Origin of the sequence: Microbacterium sp., from assembly GCF_047605725.1 — a bacterium.
Classification (GTDB): Bacteria; Actinomycetota; Actinomycetes; order Actinomycetales; family Microbacteriaceae; genus Microbacterium.
In genome coordinates, this window is record NZ_JASGFE010000050.1 from 1 (window position 1) to 24,122 (window position 24,122).

The 24,122-nt window shown below is 71.9% G+C and carries 19 protein-coding genes and 2 pseudogenes; 10 read left to right on the forward strand and 11 right to left on the reverse strand.

What is annotated here, in order from left to right; translation table 11 throughout:
* A pseudogene (locus QM641_RS10485) lies at positions 1-493 on the reverse strand (ribonuclease E/G); the annotation flags it as partial.
* A 256-nt stretch (positions 494-749) separates the two neighbouring features.
* Here QM641_RS10485 and QM641_RS10490 point away from each other — a divergent pair.
* Positions 750-1,349 (forward strand): vitamin K epoxide reductase family protein, encoded by a 600-nt coding sequence (locus QM641_RS10490; protein WP_415116198.1) that lies wholly within the window; start codon positions 750-752, stop codon positions 1,347-1,349.
* Between the two features lie 190 nt (positions 1,350-1,539).
* On the opposite strand, the gene ndk is transcribed toward QM641_RS10490, so the two are convergent.
* The 6 genes from ndk to QM641_RS10520 all read right to left on the reverse strand — a co-directional run bounded on the left by ndk (position 1,540) and on the right by QM641_RS10520 (position 11,482).
* Positions 1,540-1,956, reverse strand: coding sequence for a nucleoside-diphosphate kinase (gene ndk / locus QM641_RS10495; protein ID WP_415116200.1), 417 nt, complete (start codon positions 1,954-1,956; stop codon positions 1,540-1,542).
* Position 1,957: 1 nt separating this feature from the next.
* Entirely contained in the window at positions 1,958-2,356 is a 399-nt protein-coding gene (locus QM641_RS10500; RefSeq protein ID WP_415116202.1) for a DUF4233 domain-containing protein, read from the reverse strand.
* Complete coding sequence (locus tag QM641_RS10505; RefSeq protein WP_415116204.1) at positions 2,353-3,702, reverse strand: bifunctional folylpolyglutamate synthase/dihydrofolate synthase; 1,350 nt, start codon at positions 3,700-3,702, stop codon at positions 2,353-2,355. Before QM641_RS10505 ends, QM641_RS10500 begins: the two co-directional genes overlap by 4 nt.
* Positions 3,699-7,088, reverse strand: a complete 3,390-nt coding sequence (ileS, locus tag QM641_RS10510) for an isoleucine--tRNA ligase (protein ID WP_415116206.1) — start codon at positions 7,086-7,088, stop codon at positions 3,699-3,701. The genes QM641_RS10505 and ileS overlap by 4 nt, the downstream gene beginning before the upstream one ends.
* 290 nt (positions 7,089-7,378) lie before the next feature.
* On the reverse strand, positions 7,379-10,402 hold the full coding sequence (locus tag QM641_RS10515; RefSeq protein ID WP_415116208.1) for a hypothetical protein: 3,024 nt from the start codon (positions 10,400-10,402) through the stop codon (positions 7,379-7,381).
* A 285-nt stretch (positions 10,403-10,687) separates the two neighbouring features.
* Positions 10,688-11,482: a TrmH family RNA methyltransferase gene (locus QM641_RS10520; protein WP_415116210.1), complete on the reverse strand. Its 795-nt coding sequence runs from the start codon at positions 11,480-11,482 to the stop codon at positions 10,688-10,690.
* A 64-nt stretch (positions 11,483-11,546) separates the two neighbouring features.
* Between QM641_RS10520 and QM641_RS10525 the strand changes: the two genes are divergently transcribed.
* The 4 genes from QM641_RS10525 to QM641_RS10540 all read left to right on the forward strand — a co-directional run bounded on the left by QM641_RS10525 (position 11,547) and on the right by QM641_RS10540 (position 15,761).
* Positions 11,547-12,395, forward strand: a complete 849-nt coding sequence (locus tag QM641_RS10525; RefSeq protein ID WP_415116235.1) for a Sir2 family NAD-dependent protein deacetylase — start codon at positions 11,547-11,549, stop codon at positions 12,393-12,395.
* A 41-nt stretch (positions 12,396-12,436) separates the two neighbouring features.
* Entirely contained in the window at positions 12,437-13,045 is a 609-nt protein-coding gene (locus tag QM641_RS10530) for a histidine phosphatase family protein (protein ID WP_415116212.1), read from the forward strand.
* 270 nt (positions 13,046-13,315) lie between these two features.
* Positions 13,316-13,921, forward strand: a complete 606-nt coding sequence (locus QM641_RS10535) for a TetR/AcrR family transcriptional regulator (RefSeq protein ID WP_415116214.1) — start codon at positions 13,316-13,318, stop codon at positions 13,919-13,921.
* A gap of 19 nt (positions 13,922-13,940) precedes the next feature.
* Positions 13,941-15,761 carry an alkaline phosphatase family protein gene (locus QM641_RS10540; RefSeq protein WP_415116216.1) on the forward strand — a complete coding sequence of 607 codons (1,821 nt, stop codon included), beginning with the start codon at positions 13,941-13,943 and terminating at the stop codon, positions 15,759-15,761.
* A gap of 150 nt (positions 15,762-15,911) precedes the next feature.
* Here QM641_RS10540 and QM641_RS10545 read toward each other — a convergent pair whose 3' ends face one another.
* Positions 15,912-16,808 carry an alpha/beta fold hydrolase gene (locus QM641_RS10545; RefSeq protein ID WP_415116218.1) on the reverse strand — a complete coding sequence of 299 codons (897 nt, stop codon included), beginning with the start codon at positions 16,806-16,808 and terminating at the stop codon, positions 15,912-15,914.
* A gap of 60 nt (positions 16,809-16,868) precedes the next feature.
* On the opposite strand from QM641_RS10545, the gene QM641_RS10550 reads away from it, so the two are divergent.
* Positions 16,869-17,597: a 3'-5' exonuclease gene (locus QM641_RS10550; RefSeq protein ID WP_415116220.1), complete on the forward strand. Its 729-nt coding sequence runs from the start codon at positions 16,869-16,871 to the stop codon at positions 17,595-17,597.
* A gap of 364 nt (positions 17,598-17,961) precedes the next feature.
* Here the strand turns inward: QM641_RS10550 and QM641_RS10555 are convergent, their stop codons facing one another.
* From QM641_RS10555 to glgA, 3 genes are all read right to left on the reverse strand, one after another.
* On the reverse strand, positions 17,962-18,213 hold the full coding sequence (locus QM641_RS10555; protein ID WP_415116222.1) for a type B 50S ribosomal protein L31: 252 nt from the start codon (positions 18,211-18,213) through the stop codon (positions 17,962-17,964).
* 133 nt (positions 18,214-18,346) lie between these two features.
* On the reverse strand, positions 18,347-19,126 hold the full coding sequence (locus QM641_RS10560; RefSeq protein WP_415116224.1) for an ABC transporter ATP-binding protein: 780 nt from the start codon (positions 19,124-19,126) through the stop codon (positions 18,347-18,349).
* Between the two features lie 9 nt (positions 19,127-19,135).
* Positions 19,136-20,329 (reverse strand): glycogen synthase, encoded by a 1,194-nt coding sequence (gene glgA, locus QM641_RS10565; protein WP_415116226.1) that lies wholly within the window; start codon positions 20,327-20,329, stop codon positions 19,136-19,138.
* A gap of 46 nt (positions 20,330-20,375) precedes the next feature.
* Between glgA and glgC the strand changes: the two genes are divergently transcribed.
* The 4 genes and pseudogenes from glgC to QM641_RS10585 all read left to right on the forward strand — a co-directional run.
* The gene (glgC, locus tag QM641_RS10570) at positions 20,376-21,620 is read left to right on the forward strand and encodes a glucose-1-phosphate adenylyltransferase (RefSeq protein WP_415116228.1); all 1,245 of its coding nucleotides are present in this window, start codon (positions 20,376-20,378) and stop codon (positions 21,618-21,620) included.
* Between the two features lie 16 nt (positions 21,621-21,636).
* The gene (gene serB, locus QM641_RS10575; RefSeq protein ID WP_415116231.1) at positions 21,637-22,272 is read left to right on the forward strand and encodes a phosphoserine phosphatase SerB; all 636 of its coding nucleotides are present in this window, start codon (positions 21,637-21,639) and stop codon (positions 22,270-22,272) included.
* Positions 22,273-22,330: 58 nt separating this feature from the next.
* Positions 22,331-24,064, forward strand: coding sequence for a cation:proton antiporter (locus tag QM641_RS10580; protein ID WP_415116233.1), 1,734 nt, complete (start codon positions 22,331-22,333; stop codon positions 24,062-24,064).
* Positions 24,065-24,122: pseudogene (locus QM641_RS10585) on the forward strand (hypothetical protein); the annotation flags it as partial.

The following is a 24,122-nucleotide window of genomic DNA, read 5'->3' on the forward strand; positions in this document are numbered from 1 at the left end:
GCTGCTTCTTGGCCTCCAGGCGCGTGGAGCCCTTGATGCGCTGCGGCTCGGTGATGAGCTCCACAGCACGCTGACGGGGGGCAGGGGCGGCCTCGCGATCGTCCTCGTCGCCCCCGCGGCGGCGCCCCCGCCGACGCGACGGGGTGGATGCCGCAGCCTCGTCGCGCTCCTTGGGTCGCGGCGGGAGGGGCACGATCTCGGGCGCGTAGAAGACCAGCTGCGTGGAGACCGTCGAGACGAACTCCGCCGGCAGCAGACCCAGGCTCACGGCGGTGGGCGGCTCGGGCTCGGCTGCGGCCTCGGGCTCTGGCTCCGGCTCGGCGGTTTCGGGCGCCGAGGCCTCGGCCGGCTCGGGCTGCGCCTCCGGTGCGTCGACCGCGGCGGGCTCGGCTAGTTGGGGCTCGGCTGCCGGCGGCTCGACCACCGGTTCGTCGGGCGCGGCGTCGTCGCGCGGTGCTGAAGGTGCTGTCTCGGGGTGTTCATCGACCGCCACTGCGTACTCCCTGCGGGACGGTGCCGCGCACCGTCCGGCCCAAAACTCTGGCGGCATCCTCGGGGGAACCGCACACTCACTCGGTCTGCAGCAGGCTCGTGGCTCGTGCTGCCAGGGCATTCGTTGCCCGAAGTCTTCGTCGATGCGATGCGGCGCGGCCGCGAGTGCATCGGCGACCATTATCGCACTTTCGCGTGGCGAATGTGCGCGGCCCTTTCCCGGGCCTCCGCCCAGATCGCGATGCGATAATTCCCCAATGTCCTCGCGCGCCGTCTCCTCCCGTCCCACGGTTCTCGCGCTCTGGCTCGTGCTCGCCGGGGTCGTCGGGTGGTTCGCCGCGTTCGAGCTCACCATGGAGCGACTCCACCAGCTCGCCGAGCCCGGCTCGGCGGCATCCTGCGACTTCAGCGTCGTCGTGCAGTGCAGCACGAACCTGGAGTCGTGGCAGGGGGCCGTGTTCGGGTTCCCCAACCCGATCCTGGGCCTGACCGGCTGGGTCGCGCCGGTCGTCGTCGGGGCGGCGCTGCTTGCCGGAGCACGCTTCGCGCGCTGGTTCTGGCTGCTCTTCTGGCTCGGGGTGGCCGGCGCGTTCGCGCTCGTGGTGTGGCTCATCGCGCAGAGCATCTTCGTCATCGGCACGCTGTGCCCGTGGTGCATGGTCACGTGGGTCGTGACGATCCCCACGTTCTACGCCGTGACGCTGCACCTCGTGCGCGCGGGCCTCGTCCCGGCATCCGCCCGCGCGCGCAAGGGCGCGGCGACGCTCATGGGCTGGCTGCCGGTGCTCGCGGTCGTCAGCTACGCCGTCGTGGCCCTCATCGCCCAGCTGCGCCTGGACTGGATCGGCCAGCTCTGACCCGCCTGACCCGGGCCCCCGACCCGCCCCCGGGGCACCCCCCGCCCCGCCCTCGCGAGTCACTGCTCTACCTCGCGAGTCACTGCCCGCGCGTCGAGTCACTGGCCCCGAGCACAGTGACTCGGCGGTAAGGCAGTGACTCGCGAGCGGGGGCCGGGGAGCGGGGGACGGGGGGCGGGGGAGGTGCGGGTCAGGAGAACCAGATCTCAAGCTCGCGCGCGGCCGAGGAGGGGCTGTCGCTGCCGTGCACGAGGTTCTGCTGCACCTTCAGGCCCCAGTCGCGACCGTAGTCACCGCGGATCGTGCCCGGCGCCGCGGTCGTCGGATCGGTCGTGCCGGCCAGCGACCGGAAGCCCTCGATGACGCGCTCCCCCTCCAAGCGGATCGCCACCGACGGGCCCGAGGTCATGAACTCCAGCAGCGGCTCGTAGAACGGCTTGCCCGCGTGCTCCGCGTAGTGGCGCTCCAGCCGCGCGCGATCGGGCTGCACGAGCCGAAGATCCACGAGCACGTAGCCCTTCGCCTCGATGCGGGCGAGGATCGCGCCGGTCAGGCCCCGGGCGACGCCGTCGGGCTTGACCAGGACCAGGGTCTGTTCGGTGGGCATGTCACTGTCCGTTCTGTTCGTCGGCTACTGGTCGCGCGTTCCGCCGGTCGAGCGCGCCCCCCTTGATGGTGGCATAGGCGTACATCGCCCCGAAAATGATCGCCACGATCCCGAGGGCGGGCACCAGGAACGCGCCGAGAGCCACGACGGCCTGCCACACCCAGCCCAGCGCGATCCCCCACGTGCGGCGCACGAGCCGGCCGGTGATCAGCATGAGCACCGCAAGCACGCCTCCGGCGACGATCCCCGCCCATGGCGGGATGCCGTCGGGCAGCGCCTTCAGGCCGTACACGACGAGCCCGCCGAGGAAGACCACGACCGACTCGAAGGCGAGCACGACGCTCGTGAGCGACTCGCGCGCTCCGCGCGGGCGGCGCGGTCGGCGCTCGCGCGGGCTCATGCGGCACCGCCCTTCCAGCCCTCGGCCTCGGCGAGGGCGAGGGCTTCGCCGGCGAGCACGATGCTGCCGACGATCACGACGGCGCGCCGTTCGGATGCCGCGGCCCACTCCCGCGCGGCGTCGGCGGCGTCGGCGAGGTCGGGGTGCACGGTCACCGGCAGGCCCGCCTGCTCGACCAGATCGGCCAGCGCCTCGGCGTCGGCGGACCGGTCCGAGGCCGGCGCGGTCGCGAACACGCGCGCGGCCGCGGGGACCAGGGCCGCCACGATCCCGGCGGCATCCTTGTCGGAGAGGACCCCCAGCACCACGCCCCACTCGTCCACGTCGAACGAGGTGCGCAGGGCCCGCACGAGCGCGGCCGCGCCGTGCGGGTTGTGCGCGCTGTCGACGAGCACCGTCGGGGCGATGCCCACCAGCTGCAGGCGGCCCGGCGAGGTCGACTCGGCGAGGCCCTCCGCGAGCACCCCCGGCGACAGGGCACGGGAGCCGCCGCCGATGAGGGACTCGACCGCCGCGATCGCGAGCGCCGCGTTGAACGCCTGGTGCGCGCCGTACAGCGGCAGGTAGAGGTCGTCGTAGGAGCCGGCGAGGCCCCGCACCGAGAGCTGCTGGCCGCCGACGGCGAGGACGTCGGCGGTCACGGCGAAGTCCTCGCCCTCGACGGCGAGCGTCGCGCCCTGGGCCGCGGCGGTCTCGCGCAGCACCGCGGCGGCCGCGGCGTCCTGCGCCGCCGAGACCACGAGCGCCCCGGGCTTGATGATGCCGGCCTTGACTGCGGCGATCTCCGCGATCGTGCCGCCGAGCCGGTCGACGTGGTCGAGATCGATGGGGGCGAAGACCGCGACGTCGCCGTCGGCGGTGTTCGTGGAGTCCCACGAGCCGCCCATCCCCACCTCCACGACCGCGACGTCCACCGGCGCGTCGGCGAACGCCACGAACGCGAGCACCGTGAGCAGCTCGAAGAACGTCAGGGGCGCGTCGCCGACCGAGGTCAGCTCGGCGTCGACGAGGTCGACGATCGGGGCGATCTCGTCCCACGCGTCGGCGATCGCGGCGTCGGCGACCGACTCCCCGTCGATGCGGATGCGCTCGGTGAACCGCACCAGGTGGGGGCTCGTGAACAGGCCGGTGCGCAGGCCATGCGCGCGCACGAGGCTCTCCACGATGCGGCTGGTGGAGGTCTTGCCGTTCGTGCCGGTGACGTGCACGACGCGGTAGGCGCGCTGGGGGTCGTCCAGCAGCGCCAGCACGCGGCGCGTGCGCTCCACGCGCGGCTGCACCCAGCGCTCGCCCTGACGGGTCAGCAGCGCCGCGTAGACGGCGTCGGCGCGCTCGCGGTCGCTCACGAGGCGGCATCCGTCCGCGCGACCGACACCGTGAAGGCGCCGCGGTTCGCGTACGTGCCGGCATCCACCACGACCTCGTGCTCGACCGCCGCGGCGCTGCCGCTCTCCAGCAGCGCGCCCGCGCGCGTGCCCACCGTGTACGCGACGGCAAGGGTCTCCCCCGCGACGCCTGCGACCTCGAAGGCGGATGCCACGGCCTCGCCGTCGGCGGCATCGTCGAACAGCAGCCCGAGCACGATGCGGTCGCTCACCTCGAACCCGGCCGCCCGGCGCGTGTCCTGCACGGCGCGGATCACGTCGCGCGCGAGCCCCTCGGCCTCCAGCTCCGGCGTCGTGGCGGTGTCCAGCAGCACGAAGCCGCCCCCGGGAAGGAGCGCGATCGCGGTGCCCTCGGCCACTCCTCCGGCTTCGAGGGTGAGCTCGTACTCGCCCTCCTGCAGCGGGATGCCGTCGACCACGACGACGCCGTCCTCCTCGGTCCACAGGCCCGCCTTCGCCCCGGCGATGACGTGCTGCACCTGACGGCCCAGGCGCGGGCCCGCGGCGCGCGCGTTGACGGTCAGCCTCTGACTGATGCCGTAGCTCTCGGCGAGCCCGTCCACGAGCTCGACGAGGCGCACCTCCTTGACGTTGAGCTCGTCGCGCACGATGTCCTCGAACCGGGCGAGGGCCGCCGCATCGGCCACGGCCACCGTGAGGGTCTGCAAGGGCAGGCGCACGCGCCTGCCCTCCTTCTTGCGCAGGGCGTTGGCGACGCTGGAGACCTCGCGGACGGTGTCCATGGCGGTGCGGATCTCGACGGATGCCGGGAACGCCGAGGCGTCCGGCCAGTCCTCCAGGTGCACGCTGCGGCCGCCCGTGAGGCCCTGCCACACCCGCTCGGTGACGAGCGGCAGCAGCGGAGCGGCCACGCGGCACAGGGTCTCCAGCACCGTGTAGAGCGTGTCGAACGCCTCGGTCGAGGCCTCATCCGCCGGGTCGACCCCGAGCCAGAACCGGTCCCGGGAGCGGCGGATGTACCAGTTGGTGAGCGCCTCGGCGTACTCGCGCAGCTTCGCTGCCGCCGTGGTGGAGTCGAGGATCTCCAGCTCGCCTGCGACGTCGCGCACGAGGTCGCCGGTGAGGGCGAGGATGTAGCGGTCGAGCACGTCGGTGGAGTCGGTGCGCCAGCGGGCGGTGTAACCGGCGCCGTCCGGTCCCGCCGCCGCGTTCGCGTACGTCGCGAAGAAGTACCACGCGTTCCACAGCGGCAGCAGGAGCTCGCGCACGCCCGCGCGGATGCCCTCCTCGGTCACGACCAGGTTGCCGCCGCGGAGCACGGACGATCCCATCAGGAACCAGCGCATGGCATCCGACCCGTCGCGGTCGAACACCTCCGAGACGTCGGGGTAGTTGCGCAGCGACTTCGACATCTTCTGCCCGTCGCTGCCCAGCACGATGCCGTGACAGGCGACCCCGGTGAAGGCGGGCCGGTCGAACAGCGCGCCGGAGAGCACGTGCATGACGTAGAACCAGCCGCGGGTCTGCCCGATGTACTCCACGATGAAGTCGGCGGGCGAGTGCTCGTCGAACCACTCGCGGTTCTCGAACGGATAGTGCACCTGCGCGAAGGGCATCGACCCGGAGTCGAACCACACGTCGAAGACGTCCTCGATGCGGCGCATCGTGCTCTCCCCGGTGGGGTCGTCGGGGTTCGGCCGGGTGAGCTCGTCGATGTAGGGGCGGTGCAGGTCCACCTCGCCCGCCTCGTTGACGGGCAGCCGGCCGAAGTCGCGCTCCAGCTCGGCGAGCGACCCGTACACGTCGGTGCGCGGGTACGCCGGGTCGGAGCTCTGCCACACCGGGATCGGCGACCCCCAGAAGCGGTTGCGGCTGATCGACCAGTCGCGCGCGCCCTGCAGCCACTTGCCGAACTGGCCGTGCTTGACGTTCTCGGGCGCCCACGTGATCTCCTCGTTGAGGGCGACCAGGCGCTCCTTGATCGCCGTGACGCGCACGAACCAGCTCGACACCGCCTTGTAGATGAGCGGGTTGCGGCACCGCCAGCAGTGCGGATACGAGTGCTCGTAGCTGGCTTCGCGCAGCAGCCGCCCCGCGGCCCTCAGCAGGCGGATGAGCGGGCGGTTCGCGTCGAGCCACAGCTCCCCCGCGACATCGGTCACGTGCGGGAGGAACCGTCCGCCGTCATCGAGGCTCATGATGAGCGGGATGCCGGCGGCCGCGGTCACGCGCTGGTCGTCCTCGCCGTAGGCCGGGGCCTGGTGGACGATGCCGGTGCCGTCGCTCGTGGTCACGTAGTCGTCCACGAGCACGCGCCAGGACGTGCCGGTGCCCCAGGTCTCGGCATCCGCGTAGTAGTCGAACAGCGGGTCGTAGTGCACGTCGGCGAGCTCGGCGCCCGTGAGCGTGCGCTCCACCGCGGCGCGCGCATCGTCGGGCGACGCGTAGCCGAGGTCTTTCGCGTGGCCGCCCAGCAGCTCGGATGCCAGCAGGTACCGGTGCGCGGTCGCGCCCTCGCGGTCGTCGCCGGTCGGCACGTCGGCCGCGCCGGCAGGGCCCCCGGGGATCACGACGTACTCGATGTCCGGGCCCACCGCGAGGGCGAGGTTCGTCGGCAGGGTCCACGGCGTCGTCGTCCACGCCAGCGCCCGGACGCCGGTGAGCCCGAGCGCCTCGGCCTTGGCGCCCACGAACGGGAACGTCACCGTGACCGACGGGTCCTGGCGCGTCTGGTAGACGTCGTCGTCCATGCGCAGCTCGTGGTTCGACAGCGGCGTCTCGTCACGCCAGCAGTACGGCAGCACGCGGTGGCCCTCGTAGGCGAGGTCCTTGTCCCACAGGGTCTTGAACGCCCACAGCACCGACTCCATGAAGCCCACGTCGAGGGTCTTGTAGCCGCGCTCGAAGTCGACCCACCGCGCCTGACGGGTGACGTAGTCCTGCCACTGCTGCGTGTACTCCAGCACAGAGGCGCGCGCCTTCGCGTTGAAGGCGTCGATGCCCATGGCCTCGATCTCGCTCTTCTCGGTGATGCCGAGCTGCTTCATCGCCTCCAGCTCTGCCGGCAGGCCATGCGTGTCCCAGCCGAAGACGCGGTCGACCTTCTTGCCGCGCATCGTCTGGAACCGAGGGAAGAGGTCCTTCGCGTAACCGGTGAGCAGGTGCCCGTAGTGCGGCAGGCCGTTGGCGAAGGGCGGACCGTCGTAGAACACCCACTCCGGGGCGCCCTCGCGCCGCGAGATCGAGGCGCGGAAGGTGTCATCACGGCGCCAGAAGTCGAGGGTCTCGCGCTCGATCTCAGGAAAGCGCGGGCTCGGGGTCACGGCGTCGGCGGCCGGGCCGAACGCGGAGGGCCCTGAGCGCTTGGAAGGGCGGGGGTAGGTCATCTCTCTCCAGCAGGTGCGTGTCACATCCTGCGAGGACGACGCTCCGCATGGCGGAGAGCCGCGGTACCACCCCGCGTTACCGGATGCCGCGGCATCCGGTCCCTCTCACTGCGGCTGTGACGGGCCTGCCCCGCCCGGTTCTACTGGGCGGCGGACCGCTGTTCTTCCGAGAGCTCCCCGGTGATGGCCGGATCGGTGCTGATGGTCCCAGTGTACCGCTCGGCGGGCAGAAGCCGGATCGCCTGCACCCGGGGTGAGGTGCAGGCGATCCGGTCGTCTTCAGCCGGGGATCAGGCCGTCGCGCGACGTCGCCGTGCGAGCGCCAGCCCGCCGCCGATCAGCAGCGCGAGCAGGCCCAGCAGGCCCGCCGCCAGCGGCGCCTCCGAACCCGTGGTCGCCAGCGGCGCCACCGGGTTCGTCGTGCACAGCGTGCTGTCCGGGGCGCACGACGTGGGCGGGGTCTCCCCGTCGGGCACCAGGAAGTTGGCGAGCGTCCGGTCGCCCTGCTGGCCGGCGGGCTTGACCCGCACCGTGTAGGTGACGGTCGCCGTCTCGCCGGGCGCCACCTCTCCGGTCACCAGGATGCGGTCCCCGGAGCGTTCGGCCATGGCGCCGTTCGTGGCGGTGATGCCGCCGACGAGGTCGGCGTCGTCCAGGACGCGCGCGAGGTGGTCGACGTAGTCGAGCTCAGCCGTGCCGGTGCCGATGTTCTCGAACGCCAGCGTGTAGGTGAGCGTCGAGTCGGTGGCAACGCGCGTGCCGGATGCCGGGTTCACCGACTTGGTGGGCGAGATCTCGCCCACCGGGTTGTCGGTGCACACGGCGCCGTTCACACCGCACTCGGGCTCGATGTCGTCCGACCACGCGACGAGGTTGCCGATCGCGTTGTCGCCGCGCTCGCCGTCGGGAAGCACCGTGGCCTCGTAGGTCACCGTGACCGTGTCGCCGACCGCAAGGCTCCCGGTCACCGCGATCGCGTCGTCGCCGACGGTCGCCGTCAGGGCGCCCGCGGGCGAGACGACCAGGTCGCCAGTCAGCTCGGCATCGTCGAGGACGCCGCCGAGGTGGTCGGTGAAGTCCACCGTGCCGGTCGCCGCGCCGTCGTTGGTGAACGTCAGCGTGTAGGCGATCGTGTCACCGGCCTGCACCGAGGTGCCCGACTCCGGGTCGGAGGTCTTGGCCACGGCCACGGCCGCCAGCGGCGTGGTCACGGCGCCGCAGGGCACGCCGGTGTCCGGATCCACCCCGTCGACGCAGTTCGGCGTCACCGGCTCGTCCGGGTCGGGCGGGTCGCCCCACGCGACGTTGGAGAGCGCATCGTCGCCCTCGCCGGTGACGGTCGCCGAGTAGGTGATCTCCACCGACTCGCCGGAGGCCAGAGCTCCCGACCACGACAGCAGCGGCGATGCGAAGGCCGGCGCCGCGGCATCCGAGCCGTCCGAGATCTCCGCGGCCGCGTCGTCGTTGTACGTCGCGTCGTCGAGCACACCGGAGAGGTCGTCGAAGACGACGGCCGGGTTCGCGTCGGTGTAGTCGCCGGCTCCGACGTTGGTCGCCGTCACCGTGTACTCCACGACGTCGCCGACGCGGGTGTCCGCGGTCGCGGTCGAGGTCTTCTCGATCGACAGCTCGCACGACTGACCGAAGTTGTCGAAGTAGGTGCGATCAGCACCGGCCTGGCCCTCGATCGAGAACGCGAACCGCTCGACGTCGCTCAGCGCGGCCAGGAAGTCCTCAGCGCTGGGCGCGGCTCCCACCGGCCCGGAACCGTTGTCGAACCCGGTCTGCCATTCGGCGGCATCCAGCGGCACGATCACCCGCGTCCACGACGTCGGGTCGGTCACCTGGTCGCGGAAGTTGTACCAGTAGTGGCTGCCGTCCGTGCCGACGAGTCCGACGTAGACGTCGACCGAGATGCCGGTCGTGTTGCGGTAGTCGAACGACAGGTTCTGCCCGACCGAGTCCGAGTAGTCGGAGGCGTAGCCGCCCTCGATGAAGTCGGGGGTCCACAGCTCGGTCCAGTTGCCGTCGAGGTCGTCCTCGGCGAGCGCCCCGCCCGGGTTGCCCGCGTCGGCCTCCCAGCCGACCGCGACCGGACCGGAGTTGACCGTCGTGCCGTTGGAGGTCGTCGCCGCGCGCCACCCCTCGTCGCCCTCGTCGAAGGTGAGCTGCTCGCACGGCGCGAACAGCGAGATCGGATCGTTGATCAGCACCGTGGCCTCGCCGGGAAGGTCGATGCCCACCGCGTCGTCGATGTTGCCGGGGCCGTTCGAGTACTCCCCTGCCGCGTCGGCGATGACGTCGACGGTGATCGTGCAGGACGCCTCGCCCGCGGCGAGCACGCCGTCGGTGACGGTGATGGTGGAGCCGGCGGCCTCGACATCGGCGTCACAGGTGCCGCCGATGTTCGGGTCGTCGGCCACGCGCAGGCCGCTGAGCGTGTCGGCGAACGACCAGCCGCTCTTGCCTGCCAGCTCGCTCGTGTTCGTGGCGGTGAACGTGAGCGGGAACGCCCGGCCTGTGACGGCGGTCTCGGGGAACTCCTTGTCCAGCTGCGGCGTCACATCGAGCACGCGGATGTCGTCGAAGGCGTGGTCGTTGCCCCAACCGCTGCCGGCGGCGTTTCGGATGCGGATGCCCACACTGTCGCCGTCGAACAGCACCGAGCTGTTGGCGGCTGCCTGGCCGACGTGGCCAGGGATGTCGCACACCTCGGTCGGGCCGGACGAGACAGGCGTCTCGTTCCCCTCTGCGTCGAGCAGGTAGAAGTTCAGGCGCGGGTCGCCGGGGAGGTTGCAGTTGACGGCGGCGACGTTCGCCGACAGGCTCAGGAACCGGCCGGCCACCGACGTGTCCAGCTCCACCGGCGACTCGGTCTCGAACTCGACGAGGTCGGCACCCGGATCACCCGCCGTGTAGGCGGCGACGACATGGTTCTGGGCCGGCGTCGCCGTCTCGTTGAAGGCGCCGAGGCTGGTGGCGAGCCCGCGCAGCGCGGCCGGACCACTGGTGCAACCGAGCTCCGCCATGTCGCCGTTGGAGGAGGTGCCGTCCAGGACGAAGCCGTTGCAGTTGGACGGGTTCGCCCACTGCCCCTCGGCGGAGTACGTCGCGCCCGTCGCTCCGACGTAGTCGACCAGCGGCACGACCTCGCCGTCGGCGAGGTCGTTCTCGAAGTCCTCCTCGTAGAGCACGGTCGGCTCGCCGGGGATGCCCGGGCTCCCCGCGGCCATCGGCACGACGGCGGCGGGTGCTGCGAACGCGGGGACGGCGCCGACCCCGAGGCTCACGAGCATGGACGCGACCGCGGCCACCGCCACGATCGTGCGGCGTGACGTGCCCGCTGATTCTGTTCGGCGCCCCGTGGGCGGCATGGTCGTCTGCACGGATTCCCCTCCTGGCTGGTCGGCGACACTGCCCTGCCGGCCACCCCGCCGGCATTCACAGTCGAGTCACAGAGAATCAGGAGCGGGCACCCCTTGTCAAGGGTTTCCTTTATCACTGTCCGATATCGACAACGACACGACACGCCGTGAGGGCTGTAGGAATCCACAGCAGCCGCGCACCGCAGCGCCCGTCTGCGGCCCCGCGCCGGGCTGTCAGACCCGCAGCGCCCACAGCGCGACCGCCGCCGCGGCGGCCACGTTCAGGGAGTCCACGCCGCCGGACATCGGGATCGTCACGACGGTGTCGGCCGCCGCCAGCGCGCGCCGCGAGAGCCCGTCGCCCTCGGCGCCCATCACGAGCGCCACGCGCTCGGGCCGGGCCGCCGCGAAGGCGTCGAGCGTCACGGCGCCCGCGGTCAGCGCGAGGGCGGCCAGGTGCAGCCCCGCCCCGTGCAGGACGCCGCGGGCCTCGGGCCATTCCGGCAGGCGCGTCCAGGGCACCTGGAAGACCGTGCCCATGCTCACCCGGACGCTGCGCCGATACAGCGGATCGGCGCAGCGCGGGGCGACCAGCACCGCGTCGGCCCCGAGCCCGGCCGCCGCGCGGAAGGCCGCGCCGACGTTCGTGTGGTCGACGATGTCCTCCAGGATCAGGACGGTGCGCGCTCCTGCGACCACGTCGGCGACCTCGGGTAGCACCGGCCGGTGCATCGCGGCGAGCGCCCCACGGTGCACCGCGTAGCCGGTGAGGCGCTCTGCGACGGCATCCGTCACGACGTAGACGGGCGCGTCGCCTGCGACGGATGCCGCCTCGTCCAGCCACTTCTCCTGCACGAGCAGCGAGCGGGGCCGGTGCCCGGCGGCCACGGCCCGGCCGATGACTTTGGCCGACTCGGCGATGTAGAGCCCTCCGGCCGGCTCGAGCACGCGCCGCAGGGCCACATCGGTGAGGTCGCGATAGTCGGCCAGACGCGGGTCGTCGGGGTCGTCGACGCGCTCGATGGGCATGGGTCCACCCTGGCACGGGCGGCGTAACCTGCCGGAAAACCGCGCAGCGTAGGCTCGAGCCGTGATCACCACGTGGGACCTCGACCGCGCGAGCGCTGCCGCCGTCGACCGGGCCGTCGATGTGCTCGCGGGGCGCCGCATCGCGGTGCTCACCGGGGCCGGCGTGTCCACGGATTCCGGCATCCCGGACTACCGCGGCAAGGGCAGCCGCACGCGCACGCCCATCACGATGCAGCAGTTCGTCTCCGACGCCTCGGCGCGCCGCCGGTACTGGGTGGGCAGCCATCTCGGGTGGCGGGCCTTCGCGGCCAGCGAGCCCAACGCCGGCCACACCGCGCTCGCCGGGCTGGAGGATGCCGGTGCGGTCACCGGCGTCGTCACCCAGAACGTCGACGGGCTGCACCTGCGCGCCGGAAGCCGCCGGGTCGTGGAGCTTCACGGCACGATGCGCCGCGCGCTGTGCCTGCACTGCGGGCAGGTGTTCGACCGCCGCGACCTCGCCGCGCGGATCGAGACGGACAACCCCTGGATCGCGATCCCGGAGAACGTGGCGCTCGGCCCCGACGGCGACGTGCTGCCCTCCTCCAGCGACGGCTTCGTGGTGCCCGCGTGCAGCGTGTGCGGCGGCGTCCTCAAGCCCGACGTCGTCTTCTTCGGCGAGTTCGTCCCGGTCGAGCGCTTCGGCGAGGCCGAGCAGCTCGTCCGCGCCAGCGGCGCGCTGCTCGTGGCAGGCTCGTCCCTCGCAGTCAACTCCGGCATGCGGCTCGTCGAGCGCGCACGGCGCCGCCGGCTGCCGATCGTGATCGTCAACCGCGGAGCGACCCGCGGCGACGCGGCCGCCACCGTGCGCATCGATGCCGGCACGAGCGACGTGCTGCCGCTGCTGGCGAGCGCCCTGGGCTCGGGGGGCTGACCCCGCGAGGGAACGCGGGCGCGGGCGGATAGGCTCGAGCGGTGACCACCCTCACGCTCGTGCGCCACGGCGAGACCGACTGGAACCGCGATCGGCGGATCCAGGGCGCCACCGACATCCCGCTCAACGACGACGGCCGCGCCCAGGCGCGCGCGGCGGCCCAGCGCCTGCGCGATCAGCTGCCGACCGACGCCCCGATCGTCGTGGCCTGCAGCGATCTCTCCCGCGCGCACGAGACGGCGCGCCTGGTCGCCGAGGGTCTGGCCGCCGCGGCGCCGCGCGTGTATCCGGGCCTGCGCGAGCGCGGCTACGGCGCGGCGGAGGGCATGACGACGACCGACTTCTTCGCGCGCTGGGGAGACTGGCACACCGCCGACATCCCGGATGCCGAGCCCTGGGCGGCGCTGCGTGCGCGTGCCGTCGCGACGATCCGGCGGGTCGTGCGCGACGCCCGCCGCCAGACCGCGCCGGTCGGCCCCGCGGTGGTCGTCGTGACGCACGGCGCGCTGATCCGCGAGGTGATCCGCCACGCCACCGGGGGCGCGTTCCCCTCCCCCGCCGAGCGGCTGCCGAACGGCTCGGCGCACACCCTGCTCGTCGAGCGCGACCGGCTGCGCCTGCTCGACTACGCCGCGGCCCCTCCGGCCTGAGCCCGGTCGCGGCTCCGTGCGCTGCGGCATCCCCCGCCTCCTCGCGAAACCTCCCGTCTGCACCGTTCTGCGCCTCAAACCGTTGCATTTGCGAGGTCTCGCGCGGCCTGAGGGGGCGCTACGCTGGAGCTCGCCCTGGCGCGCGGCCACCACGCTGTGGTCGCTCCACCCGTCGTTCGCGCCATGGCCGCCTCGCCGGCGCGTCGCCGCGCGCGGCACGCAGCAGTTAGTATTCGTTAACAACCGGTCTCCCGGCAGCGAGGACCCGACATGGCAACCGACCGCAGCACGCGTACGCCGCGCGTGCGCGCGAAGGCCGACCGGCAGGCGGCCCTGCTGCGCGAGGCCGCCCGACTGTTCGCCGCGCGCGGCTTCGACGGTGTGAGCCTGGAAGACCTCGGGGCCGCGGTGGGCGTGACCGGTCCGGCGATCTACCGGCACTTCGCGAGCAAGCAGGCTCTGCTGGGTGCGATCCTCGTGCGCGTGAGCGAGGAGCTCCTTGACGGCGGGCGGGCCGTGGAGGCGGAGACCCCCGCTCCGGCCGAGCGACTCGACCGGCTCATCGCCTACCACGTGGACTTCGCCCTCAGCGGCGCCGACGTCATCCGCGTGCAGGACCGCGACCTGCCCAGCCTCAGCGAGCAGGACCGTCGCACGGTGCGCACGCTCCAGCGCGCCTACGTCGGAGTCTGGGTGGAAACGCTGGCGGACCTGCGCCCGGAGTCGTCTCCCGACGAGCTGCGGGTACGGGCGCTGGCCAGCTTCGGGCTCATCAATTCGACGCCCTACAGTCTGCGCGGGGGCCCCCGTCCACTCCCCGACCAGGCCGTGCGCGGCATCCTGGAGTCGATGGCACGCGCCGCCCTCACCGTCTGACCGCGCTAGGGTGGCGGCGATGTCACGCAGCGAAGATCCGCTGGCTGCCGGCGACGCACCCGCCGAGTCAGGAGCGCCCGCCGATGCCGGCGAGTCGCTCGAGCGCGCCGAGCGCGCCGCTCGATCGAGGCGCGAGTTCCTCAAGCTCGGCGGACTGACCGCGGCCGGGCTCGTCGGCGGCGGCGTGGGCGCGGCCGCCGGGGCCCAGATCGGACACCTGCTCGGCTACCGGGAGGGCGCCGCCGACAACCTCGCCCTGCCCCCGCGGCACGAGCCCGGCTTCGACCATGTCGTCGTGCTGATGGGCGAGAACCGCTCGTTCGACAACCTGCTCGGCTGGCTGTACACACCCGAGACCATCCCCGACGGCGAGACGTTCGACGGCTTGGCCTTCGGCTCCTACGCGAACACCGACGACACCGGGCTGACGGTGTCGGCGCACGTGTACTCCGGCCCGACCGACGTCGTCATGGGCCAGCCGAACCCCGACCCCGGCGAAGAGTACCCGTACGTGAACACGCAGTTGTTCGGCACGGTGTCCCCGGCATCCAATCGCCTCGCCCAGCTCGACGGGATGACCGCTCCCTTCAACGCGCCCGCACGAGGCGCCGACGCCACCATGGTCGGCTTCCTGCAGGACTACCGCAACAACCTCGAGCGCCTGCGGGGCACGGCGCCCGCCGACGAGGAGGTGGCGCAGATCATGGGCGGCTTCGCACCGGAGCAGCTGCCGGTGCTGTCGACCCTGGCGCGCGAGTTCGCCGTGTTCGACGCGTGGTTCGCCGGGGTCCCCTCGCAGACGTATTGCAACCGGTCGTTCTTCCACGCGTCGACCTCGCACGGCTTCGTGACCAACACGCACGCCGGCGGCTACGAGAAATGGCTCTCGGCGGACCCGACGCCCACGATCTTCAACCGTCTGGAGGAGGCCGGCATCTCGTGGAAGGTGTACTTCGACGAGCTGCAGCTGGTCTCGCTCACCGGCGTCATGCACGCGCCGGTGCTGGAGAAGTACTGGCGCACCGAGCACTTCGGCTACATGTCCGAGTTCTATCAGGACGCGCGGGCCGGAAAGCTTCCCGCCTACTCGTTCATCGAGCCGCGCATGGTGTTCAACCACAACGACTTCCACCCGCCGTTCGGCGTGTACCGCTCCAGCGCGGTGGACGGGCGCATGATCGTCGATTCCGCGGTCTCGGACGTGCGCGCCGGGGAGCATCTCGTGGCGAGCGTCTACGAGGCCATCAAGCTCAGCGCGTCCCCGAAGGGGTCGAACGCGATGAACACGCTGCTGCTGATCACCTTCGACGAGCACGGCGGCACGTACGACCACGTGTCGCCGCCGGCGGCGACACCGCCGACGGCCGACCAGAACCCCGGCGAGATGGGGTTCGCCTTCGACCGGCTCGGCGTGCGCGTGCCCGCCATCGCCGTGTCGGCCTACACACGCGCCGGCACGATCGTCCACGACGAGATGCATCACGGCGCCGTCATCGCGACACTGTCGAGACTGTACGGCCTCGCCCCGCTCACGCGCCGCGACGCCTCGGCGAACGACCTGTTCCCGGTGGTCAACCTGCAAGAGCCCCGCGACCCCGCCACGTGGCCGGCGGTGCACCCGATGTGGCTGCCTGCGAACCCCGACGAGGACGAGCTCGAGGACCTGCACAAGGGCAAGCACCGTAACAAGCCCATCAGCCCGCCCGGGCGGGGCCTGCTCGGCCTTCTGCTGGCGCGCTACGGGGAGGCGAGCGACCTGAGCGCCGAGACCAGCTATGCCGACGCCTACCGCATCCTGCGCCGGCATGGGCTCGGCCTGTTCTTCCCCAAGGAACGGTGACGCTCACCGCACCAGCATCGCGCGGCCGGGATCGCGCACGATGCCGGCGCTGAGGGTCGTCACGTCGCGCAGTGCGAACTCGCCATCGTGCTCCCAGCGACGGCGCACGACTGCGCCGAGCCCGAAGGCGGCCCGGAGCGCACAGCGCTGTCAGCTTCCCCGAGCAGCGGTCGACAGGAAGCGCTCGATCGCCTCGGCCGCAGGCCTCGGGGTCTCGTAGTGGATGAGGTGGCCGACTCCGGGGATCTCGACGAGCTCGGCATCGGAGAAGAGCCGGGCCAGTTCGCGCTCCTTCTCGATCGGGGTGATGTCGTCCTGCTGCGCGGCGATCAGAAGCGCGGGCTGGGCGATGCGCGGCGCGAACTCGCGCACGTCGTGCGACACCGAGGTCACGAACGCGTCGTGCAGCACGTCGCGATCGGCGAAGCGGGAGAAGTAGGTGTCGTGCTGGTCGTGCACGAACGCGAGCAGCTCCTTGTCGCGGGTCTTCGCCATCGTGCGGCTCATCACCTGCACGATCAGCCCGTTGCGCAGCAGCGCCGTGCCGATCCGGCCCGGAAGCCGCGCGCCGGCGGCGTAGTAGAGGATCGCGAGCCGCGTCATGATCCCCCGCGGCCCCTCCAACGCCGGTGCGCCGATGGGGTTGACGAGGATGAGCGCCGGGGTCTCCAGCCCTTGCGCGACGGCGGCGGAGGCGACGATCGATCCGAACGAGTGGCCGAGGATCACCGCGCCGGGCGCGACCGCGCGCACGAAGGCCCGCAGCCAGTCGGCGTAGAGGTCGAGATCGTGCGTGCGCCCGGGGATCGGCGCGCTCTCGCCGAACCCGGGCAGGTCGGGCATCACGACGCGGATGCCCGGGAGGTGGGCGACCACGGGCTCCAGCCCGTGATGCTCGCCACGGAAGCCGTGGACCGCGACGATCGTCGTCGGCGCGTCGGCGGGACCGTACACCCAGTACGCCGTGGTGCCGCCGAGCACGATCGCCTCGTGCCGCCCGACCGGGATGCGGGCGAGCCGGGCGGCGTAGGGACTCGGAACGGGCACTCGTCGAGTCTACGAGTGGCGTGCGGGGCGATGTCGGATGCCTCGCATACCGTTGCAGGCATGGAACCTCGCGCGCATATGCTCGCCCCGGCCGGCGCCCCGGAGTGGACGCGTGCGATCGGCGTCTTCGACCTCGAGACGACCGGCGTCGACGTCGCGCACGAGCGCATCGTGACCGCGCACGTCGGCCTGCTCGACGGCACCGGCGCGGTGCGGCGATCGCGGTCGTGGCTGGCCGATCCGGGCATCGAGATCCCGGATGCCGCGGCGGCGATCCACGGGGTGACCACGGCGCACGCGCGGGCGCACGGGCGGCCCGCCGCGGAGGTCGTCGCCGAGGTGATCGAGACCCTGCGGAGCCTCTTCGACGCCGGCATCCCGGTCGTCGCCTACAACGCGCCGTTCGACTTCTCGCTGCTCAGGCACGAGGCGCTCCGCCACGGGATCCCGCCGATCGACGACCCGTCGCCGGTGATCGATCCGCTGGTGGTCGACAAGGCCTACGACCGTTATCGTCCCGGAAAGCGCACCCTGGCGGTGGTCGCGGAGCACTACGCGGTGCCGCTCGTCGGCGCGCACGACGCGTCGGCCGACGCGGTCGCCGCGGGCCGGGTCGCCCAGGCGCTGGCGCGCCGCTTCGCCGACCGGCTTCCGCCGACCGCCGCCGAGCTGCACACGCGCCAGATCGCATGGGCGCGTGCGCAGGCGGCGAGTCTGAGCGACTACTTCATCCGGATCGGGCGGCTCGACCCCGACGACCGCCTCGACGGCGCCTGGCCCGTCCGCTGATCCCCGGGCCGTTCCCGCCCCTCGCGAGTCACTGCCCCCGCGCGCGACTCACTGCCTTGCTCGCGAGTCATTGCGCTGGAGAGCAGTGACTCGGGGCACGGATGCCGAGGATGGAACCCTCCCTCGCGAGTCAATGCCCCCGTGCGCGAGTCACTGCCCTACGCGCGAGTCACTGCGCTGGAGAGCAGTGACTCGAAGCGAGAGCAGTGACTCGACAAAGAGAGCAGTGACTCGGGGCAGGATACGGGGCCGGATCCCGGGGACGAGAGACCCTGGGCCGGGGACGCGAGACCGGGGCGGGGATGCCGGGGCCGAACGACGAGAGCCCCGCCTTCGGCGGGGCTCTCGTGACGGCGGGCGCGGGTCAGCGCGCGCCGAAGTTCTTGAAGCGCTGGTTGAACTTCTCGACGCGACCGGCCGAGTCCATGATGCGCTGCTTGCCGGTGTAGAACGGGTGCGAGGCCGAGGAGATCTCGACGTCGATGACCGGGTAGGTCACACCATCGAGCTCGATCGTCTTGTCGCTGGTCACGGTCGAGCGGGTCAGGAACGTCTCGCCGGAGCCGAGGTCGCGGAACACGACGGCCTGGTAGTCGGGGTGGATGTCAGTCTTCATGGCTTCCTCGCGGGAGTGGCGCCCGGTGCGGGCGGGAAAAGTCTGCGGCGCGATCGCGCACCGAGGATCGATCCTACCAGTCCCACCGGCCCGACGCGGAATCGGGCGGCCGGTTCGAACAGAGAGTCGCAGATCAGGCGCGTGCCGCGAAGCGGCCGTCCTCCTCGCGCAGCACCACCGGCATCCCGAACGTCTCGGTCAGCGACTCGGCGGTGAGCGCCTCGGCGAGCGGTCCGCGCGCGACGACGCGCCCCTCGCGCAGCAGCAGCACGTGCGTGAATCCCCGCGGGATCTCCTCCACGTGGTGGGTGACCATCACCATCGCGGGTGTGGTCGGCGACTGCGCGAACCGGCCGAGCAGGCCCAGCAGCTCCTCGCGCGCGCCGAGGTCGAGGCTCGCGCTCGGCTCGTCGAGCAGCAGCAGCTCGGGGTCGGTCATGACGGCGCGGGCGATCTGCACGCGCTTCTGCTCGCCGTCCGACAGCGTGCCGAACGTGCGCTCGGCGAGGTGCTCCAGCTGCCACTGCTCGAGCACCCCGCGGGCGCGCTCCTCGTCGACGGACTCGTACGACTCGCGCCAGCGGCCCAGCACGGAATAGGCCGCCGTGAGCACGACGTTCAGCACCGTCTCCTCCGCAGGAACCCGCCGCGCCATCGCCGACGAGGCGAAGCCGATCCGCGGACGCAGCTCGAACACGTCGGTGCGACCCAGTCGCTCGTCGAGCACGTCGACGGCGCCGGAGGTCGGATGCAGGAGGGTCGCGGCCAGCTGCAGGATCGTCGTCTTGCCCGCGCCGTTGGGTCCGAGCACGACCCAGCGCTGATCGTCCTCGACGATCCAGTCGATGTGATCGATGATGTTCCGCGCGTTGCGGCGGACGACGACGTCGGCGAACTCGAGCACCTGCGGCATGCGATCAGCCTATCGGCCCGCGCCGGCCACCTCCGCGTAGAGCGCGGCCGTGGCATCCGCGATCGCCGTCCAGCTGAAGTCGTTCGCAGCGCGCTCACGGCCGGCCGCGCCGTAGGCGCGCGCCCGCTCCGGGTCGGAGACGACCTCGGTGAGCACCGCCGCGAGATCGGCGACGAACCTCTCCGGGTCCACAGGCGTGCCGGTGCCGTCCTGCACCTGCTCGATCGGGACGATGCGGCCCGTCACGCCGTCGACGACGACCTCGGGGATGCCGCCGGTGCCGGTGCCGACCACGGCCGCCCCGCACGCCATCGCCTCGAGGTTGACGATGCCGAGCGGCTCGTACACCGACGGGCACACGAACGTCGTCGCGGCGGTGAGGATCGCGCACAGTTGGTCGCGCGGAAGGAACTCCTCGATCCACACGACACCCTCGCGCTGGGCCTGCAGGTCGCGGACGAGCCCCTGCACCTCGGCCATGATCTCCGGGGTGTCGGGCGCGCCCGCGCACAGGATCAGCTGGACGTCCTCGGGGAGGCGCTCGGCGGCACGGAGGAAGTACGGCAGGCCTTTCTGGCGCGTGATGCGGCCCACGAAGACGACCGAGGGCTTGGCCGGGTCGATCCCGTACGAGGCGAGCAGCGCGGGGTCGTCCACGGGGCGCCACGACTCGACGTCGATGCCGTTGTAGATCACCTTGACCTTCTCGGGGTCGAGCGCGGGGTAGCTGCGCAGGATGTCCTGGCGCATGCCCTCGCTGACGGCGACCACGGCCGCGGCGCCCTCGTAGGCGGTCTTCTCGATGTAGCTGGACACCGCGTAGCCGCCGCCGAGCTGCTCGGCCTTCCAGGGCCGCAGCGGCTCGAGTGAGTGCGCCGTGACCACGTGCGGGATGCCGTACAGGAGCGACGCGAGGTGTCCGGCGAAGTTCGCGTACCACGTGTGGCTGTGCACCACGTCGGCACCGGCGATGCCGCCGACGATCTCCAGGTCGGTGCCGAGCGTCTGGATCGCGCCGTTGGCCTCGCCGAGCTCCGCGGGAACGCGGTACGACGACACGCCCGGTTCCTCGCGCTGCGCTCCGAAGGCCTGCACCCTGACGTCGAGCGAGGCGCGCAGGGCCTTGACGAGCTCGGTGACGTGGACTCCCGCACCACCGTAGATCTCGGGCGGATACTCCTTGGTGACGATGTCGACGCGCATGCCTGAACGCTAGTACAGACCGCTCGCGGGGGCATAGTGTGTTGGCATGCCAGCAGCACCGAAGGTCTTCGGAATCATCCTCGCCGGCGGCGAGGGCAAGCGCCTCATGCCACTGACGGCGGACCGCGCGAAGCCCGCCGTGCCGTTCGGGGGGCAGTACCGACTGATCGATTTCGCCATCTCCAACCTCATCAACTCCGGCCTGCGTCAGGTGGTCGTGCTGACCCAGTACAAGTCGCACAGCCTCGACCGCCACATCTCGCAGACCTGGCGCATGTCGGCCCTGCTGAACTCCTACGTGGCCTCGGTGCCGGCTCAGCAGCGTCTCGGCAAGCGCTGGTTCTCCGGCTCGGCGGATGCGATCCTGCAGTCGCTGAACCTCATCACCGACGAGAAGCCCGACATCGTGGTCGTGATCGGCGCCGATCACGTCTACCGCATGGACTTCCAGCAGATGCTCACCGCGCACGTGGAATCGGGCGCGCGTGCGACGGTCGCCGGCATCCGCCAGCACATCTCGCTGGCGAACCAGTTCGGCGTCATCGACGTCGAGCCCGACGACGCCACCCGCATCCGGGAGTTCCTGGAGAAGCCGCAGAACCCGGTGGGCCTGCCCGACTCGCCGCACGAGGTGCTCGCCTCGATGGGCAACTACATCTTCGACACCGACGCCCTCATCGAGGCGGTGCAGGCCGACGGCGAGCTGGAGGACTCCGCCCATGACATGGGCGGGAACATCATCCCCTACTTCGTCGGACGCGCCGAGGCCGGCGTGTACGACTTCAAGCGCAACGACGTGCCCGGCTCGACCGAGCGCGACCGCGACTACTGGCGCGACGTGGGGACGATCGAGTCGTTCTTCGACGCGCACATGGACCTCATCTCGGCGCTGCCGGTGTTCAACCTGTACAACATGGACTGGCCGATCTACGCTCAGGCGGTCAACTCGCCCCCGGCGAAGTTCGTGCGCGACAACGTCGGGCGCATGGGCAACGCGATCGACTCGATCGTCTCGCTCGGCTCGGTACTGTCGGGCACGCACCTGGAGCGCAGCGTCGTGGGCCCGTGGACGCTCGCCGGTGGCGGATCGACCATCACCGACTCCGTGCTGTTCGATCACGTCGACGTGGGCGCGGGAGCGCGGGTGCACCGGGCGATCCTCGACAAGAACGTCGTGCTCGATCCCGGAGCGCATGTCGGCGTCGACCACGCCTACGACCGCGCGCGCGGCTTCACCGTCACCGACACCGGCATCACGGTGGTCGGCAAGGGGACCCACGTCCCGCAGTAGGCGCTAGCGTGGGGTGGTGCCCGGCGCCCGCTTCCTCGTCGTCCTCGACGCCGACTCCACGCTCATCCGCAACGAGGTCATCGAGCTGATCGCCGACGAGGTCGGCCGCGGCGCGGAGGTCGCTGCGGCGACCGAGGCGGCGATGCGCGGCGAGGTGGACTTCGCGACGAGCCTGCGCTCGCGCGTGGCGGCGCTGCGCGGCATCCCGGTGTCGGCGTTCGCGCGCGTGCTCGCCCGCATCGAGCCGACGCCGGGCGTGCACGCGCTGATCGCCGCCGTGCACGCACGCGGCGGGCGGGCGGCTGTCGTCTCGGGCGGGTTCCACGAGATCCTCGACGAGCTCGCCCCCGCGCTCGGGGTGGACGTGTGGCGGGCCAACCGGCTCGCGGTGCAGGGGGGCCTGCTCTCCGGCTCCGTGGACGGTGAGATCGTGGATGCCGCGGGCAAGGCCGCCGCGCTGCGCGAATGGGCCGCCTCGTTCGGCGTGCCGATGTCGCGAACGATCGCGATCGGCGACGGCGCGAACGACCTGCTCATGATGGCCGAGGCCGGCCTCGGGATCGCGTTCAACGCCAAGCCGGCAGTGCGCGCCCAGGCCGACCTGGTCGTGGGTCCGGTGGACCTCGCGGAGATCGTCCCGCTCCTGCCGTGACCGATGCCGCCCGCTCGACGCGGTGCGGGCAAGGGCGCGCGGTTTGAGAGACTGAGGCATGGAAGAAATCGAGCTGATCGTCGTCGGCGCGATCCTGCTGGTCGTGGGAACCGCGATCCTGGCCGGGCGGATCGGCATCGCCGCTCCCCTGCTGCTGAGCGTGCTGGGTGTGGCGATCGGGTACCTGCCGTTCGTGCCGATCATCGAGGTCGAGCCCGAGATCATCCTGCTCGTCGTGCTGCCGCCGCTGCTCTACGCGGCGGCCGTGAACCTGCCGCTGGTCGACTTCCAACGCAACCTCCGTCCCATCGCGGGGCTCTCGGTCGTGCTCGTGATCATCTCGGCAGTGGTCATCGGAGTGCTCGTGAACCTCCTCGTCCCGGCGATCCCGCTGCCGGTCGCGATAGCCCTGGGCGCCGTGGTCAGCCCCACCGATGCGGTCGCGGCGACCTCGATCGGAAAGAAGCTCGGGATGCCGCGGCGCCTGGTCGCGATCCTGGAGGGCGAAAGCCTCGTCAACGACGCGACCTCGCTCGTGCTCCTGAAGGCCGCTCTTGCCGCGGTGGCCAGCAGCTTCACCTTCTGGAGCGCGGCCGGCAGCTTCAGCTACGCGGTCGCCGCCGCGATCCTCATCGGGCTGGTGGTGGGCGTGATCACGGTGTGGATCCGCTCGAAGCTCGCCAACCCCGTGCACGACACGGTGATCTCCTTCACCGTGCCGTTCGTCGCGTTCGTCCCGGCCGAGCATGCCGGTGCGTCGGGGGTGCTCGCCGTCGTGGTGACCGGGCTCTACGCCGGGCATCACTCCGCGACCCGCTTCAGCGCCCACGCGCGACTGAACGAGCGCCTCAACTGGCGCACGGTGCAGTTCGTCGTCGAGAACGGCGTGTTCCTGCTGATGGGCCTGCAGCTGCACGGCCTGGTCGAGGAGGTCGTCGACTCGCACTGGGATCTGTCCTACGTCGTGTGGCTCGGCCTGCTGGTCGTCGGAGCGCTGATCGCCCTGCGCGCCCTGTTCGCCGTGCCCCTCCTGCTGTACATGCGCGGCGCGGCGCGGCGCTACGTCGGACGCAGCTGGGCGCTCTCACGCGGGGCGGACCGGGCACGCCAGGGCGGGTCGCGCAGCGCCGCGCGCGTCGAGCGGCTCGAGGCGCTGCAGCGCCGCTCCGAGGCCGACCTCGAGCACGAGCAGGAGCAGGGCCTCGGCTGGCGTGAGGGCGTGGCCCTCTCATGGGCGGGGATGCGGGGCGTCGTGACCCTCGCCGCAGCCCAGAGCATCCCGCACGAGGTGCCCGATCGCGCCCAGGTCGTGCTGATCGCCTTCATCGTCGCCATCACCACGCTGCTCCTGCACGGCCTCACGCTCCCGGCGATCATCCGGCGTCTGTGGACCGTCGATGCCACCGATGCCGGCGTCCGGGGCCTCGCCGCCCTCAGTGCAGACATCGTCAAGGCCGGCAACGAGGCGCTCGACGAGGAGATCGCTGTGGAACAGGCCGACCCCACGCGACCCGAGCTCGACTCCGCGCTCATCGAGCGCGTGCGCGCCGGTGGCAAGAACGCACTGGCATCCCTCGCGCTGTCCCCGACGCACAGCGCGTCGCATACGCCGGGCGAGGAGTCGCCCGCGCACGCCTTCGTGCGCCTGTCGACGGTCGTGCTGCAGGGGCAGCGCGACGCCCTGCTGGAGGAGCGCGCCATCGGCCGCTACGACTCCGAGATCCTCCGGCAGGTCGGCATCGCGCTGGACGTCTACGAGGCCCGGCTGGAGCCGCCCTCCGCCGACCACTGAGCCGGCACCCTCGCGGGGGGAACGGGCACCCTCGCGGGGGGAACGGGCACCCTCGCGG

Bases quoted from the DNA above. Each gene is read 5' to 3' on its own strand.
- QM641_RS10490 (WP_415116198.1), top strand. From the start codon at position 750: ATGTCCTCGCGCGCCGTCTCCTCCCGTCCCACGGTTCTCGCGCTCTGG.
- ndk (WP_415116200.1), bottom strand. From the start codon at position 1,956: ATGCCCACCGAACAGACCCTGGTCCTGGTCAAGCCCGACGGCGTCGCC.
- QM641_RS10500 (WP_415116202.1), bottom strand. From the start codon at position 2,356: ATGAGCCCGCGCGAGCGCCGACCGCGCCGCCCGCGCGGAGCGCGCGAG.
- ileS (WP_415116206.1), bottom strand. From the start codon at position 7,088: ATGACCTACCCCCGCCCTTCCAAGCGCTCAGGGCCCTCCGCGTTCGGC.
- QM641_RS10520 (WP_415116210.1), bottom strand. From the start codon at position 11,482: ATGCCCATCGAGCGCGTCGACGACCCCGACGACCCGCGTCTGGCCGAC.
- QM641_RS10535 (WP_415116214.1), top strand. From the start codon at position 13,316: ATGGCAACCGACCGCAGCACGCGTACGCCGCGCGTGCGCGCGAAGGCC.
- QM641_RS10540 (WP_415116216.1), top strand. From the start codon at position 13,941: ATGTCACGCAGCGAAGATCCGCTGGCTGCCGGCGACGCACCCGCCGAG.
- QM641_RS10550 (WP_415116220.1), top strand. From the start codon at position 16,869: ATGGAACCTCGCGCGCATATGCTCGCCCCGGCCGGCGCCCCGGAGTGG.
- QM641_RS10555 (WP_415116222.1), bottom strand. From the start codon at position 18,213: ATGAAGACTGACATCCACCCCGACTACCAGGCCGTCGTGTTCCGCGAC.
- QM641_RS10560 (WP_415116224.1), bottom strand. From the start codon at position 19,126: ATGCCGCAGGTGCTCGAGTTCGCCGACGTCGTCGTCCGCCGCAACGCG.
- glgA (WP_415116226.1), bottom strand. From the start codon at position 20,329: ATGCGCGTCGACATCGTCACCAAGGAGTATCCGCCCGAGATCTACGGT.
- glgC (WP_415116228.1), top strand. From the start codon at position 20,376: ATGCCAGCAGCACCGAAGGTCTTCGGAATCATCCTCGCCGGCGGCGAG.
- QM641_RS10580 (WP_415116233.1), top strand. From the start codon at position 22,331: ATGGAAGAAATCGAGCTGATCGTCGTCGGCGCGATCCTGCTGGTCGTG.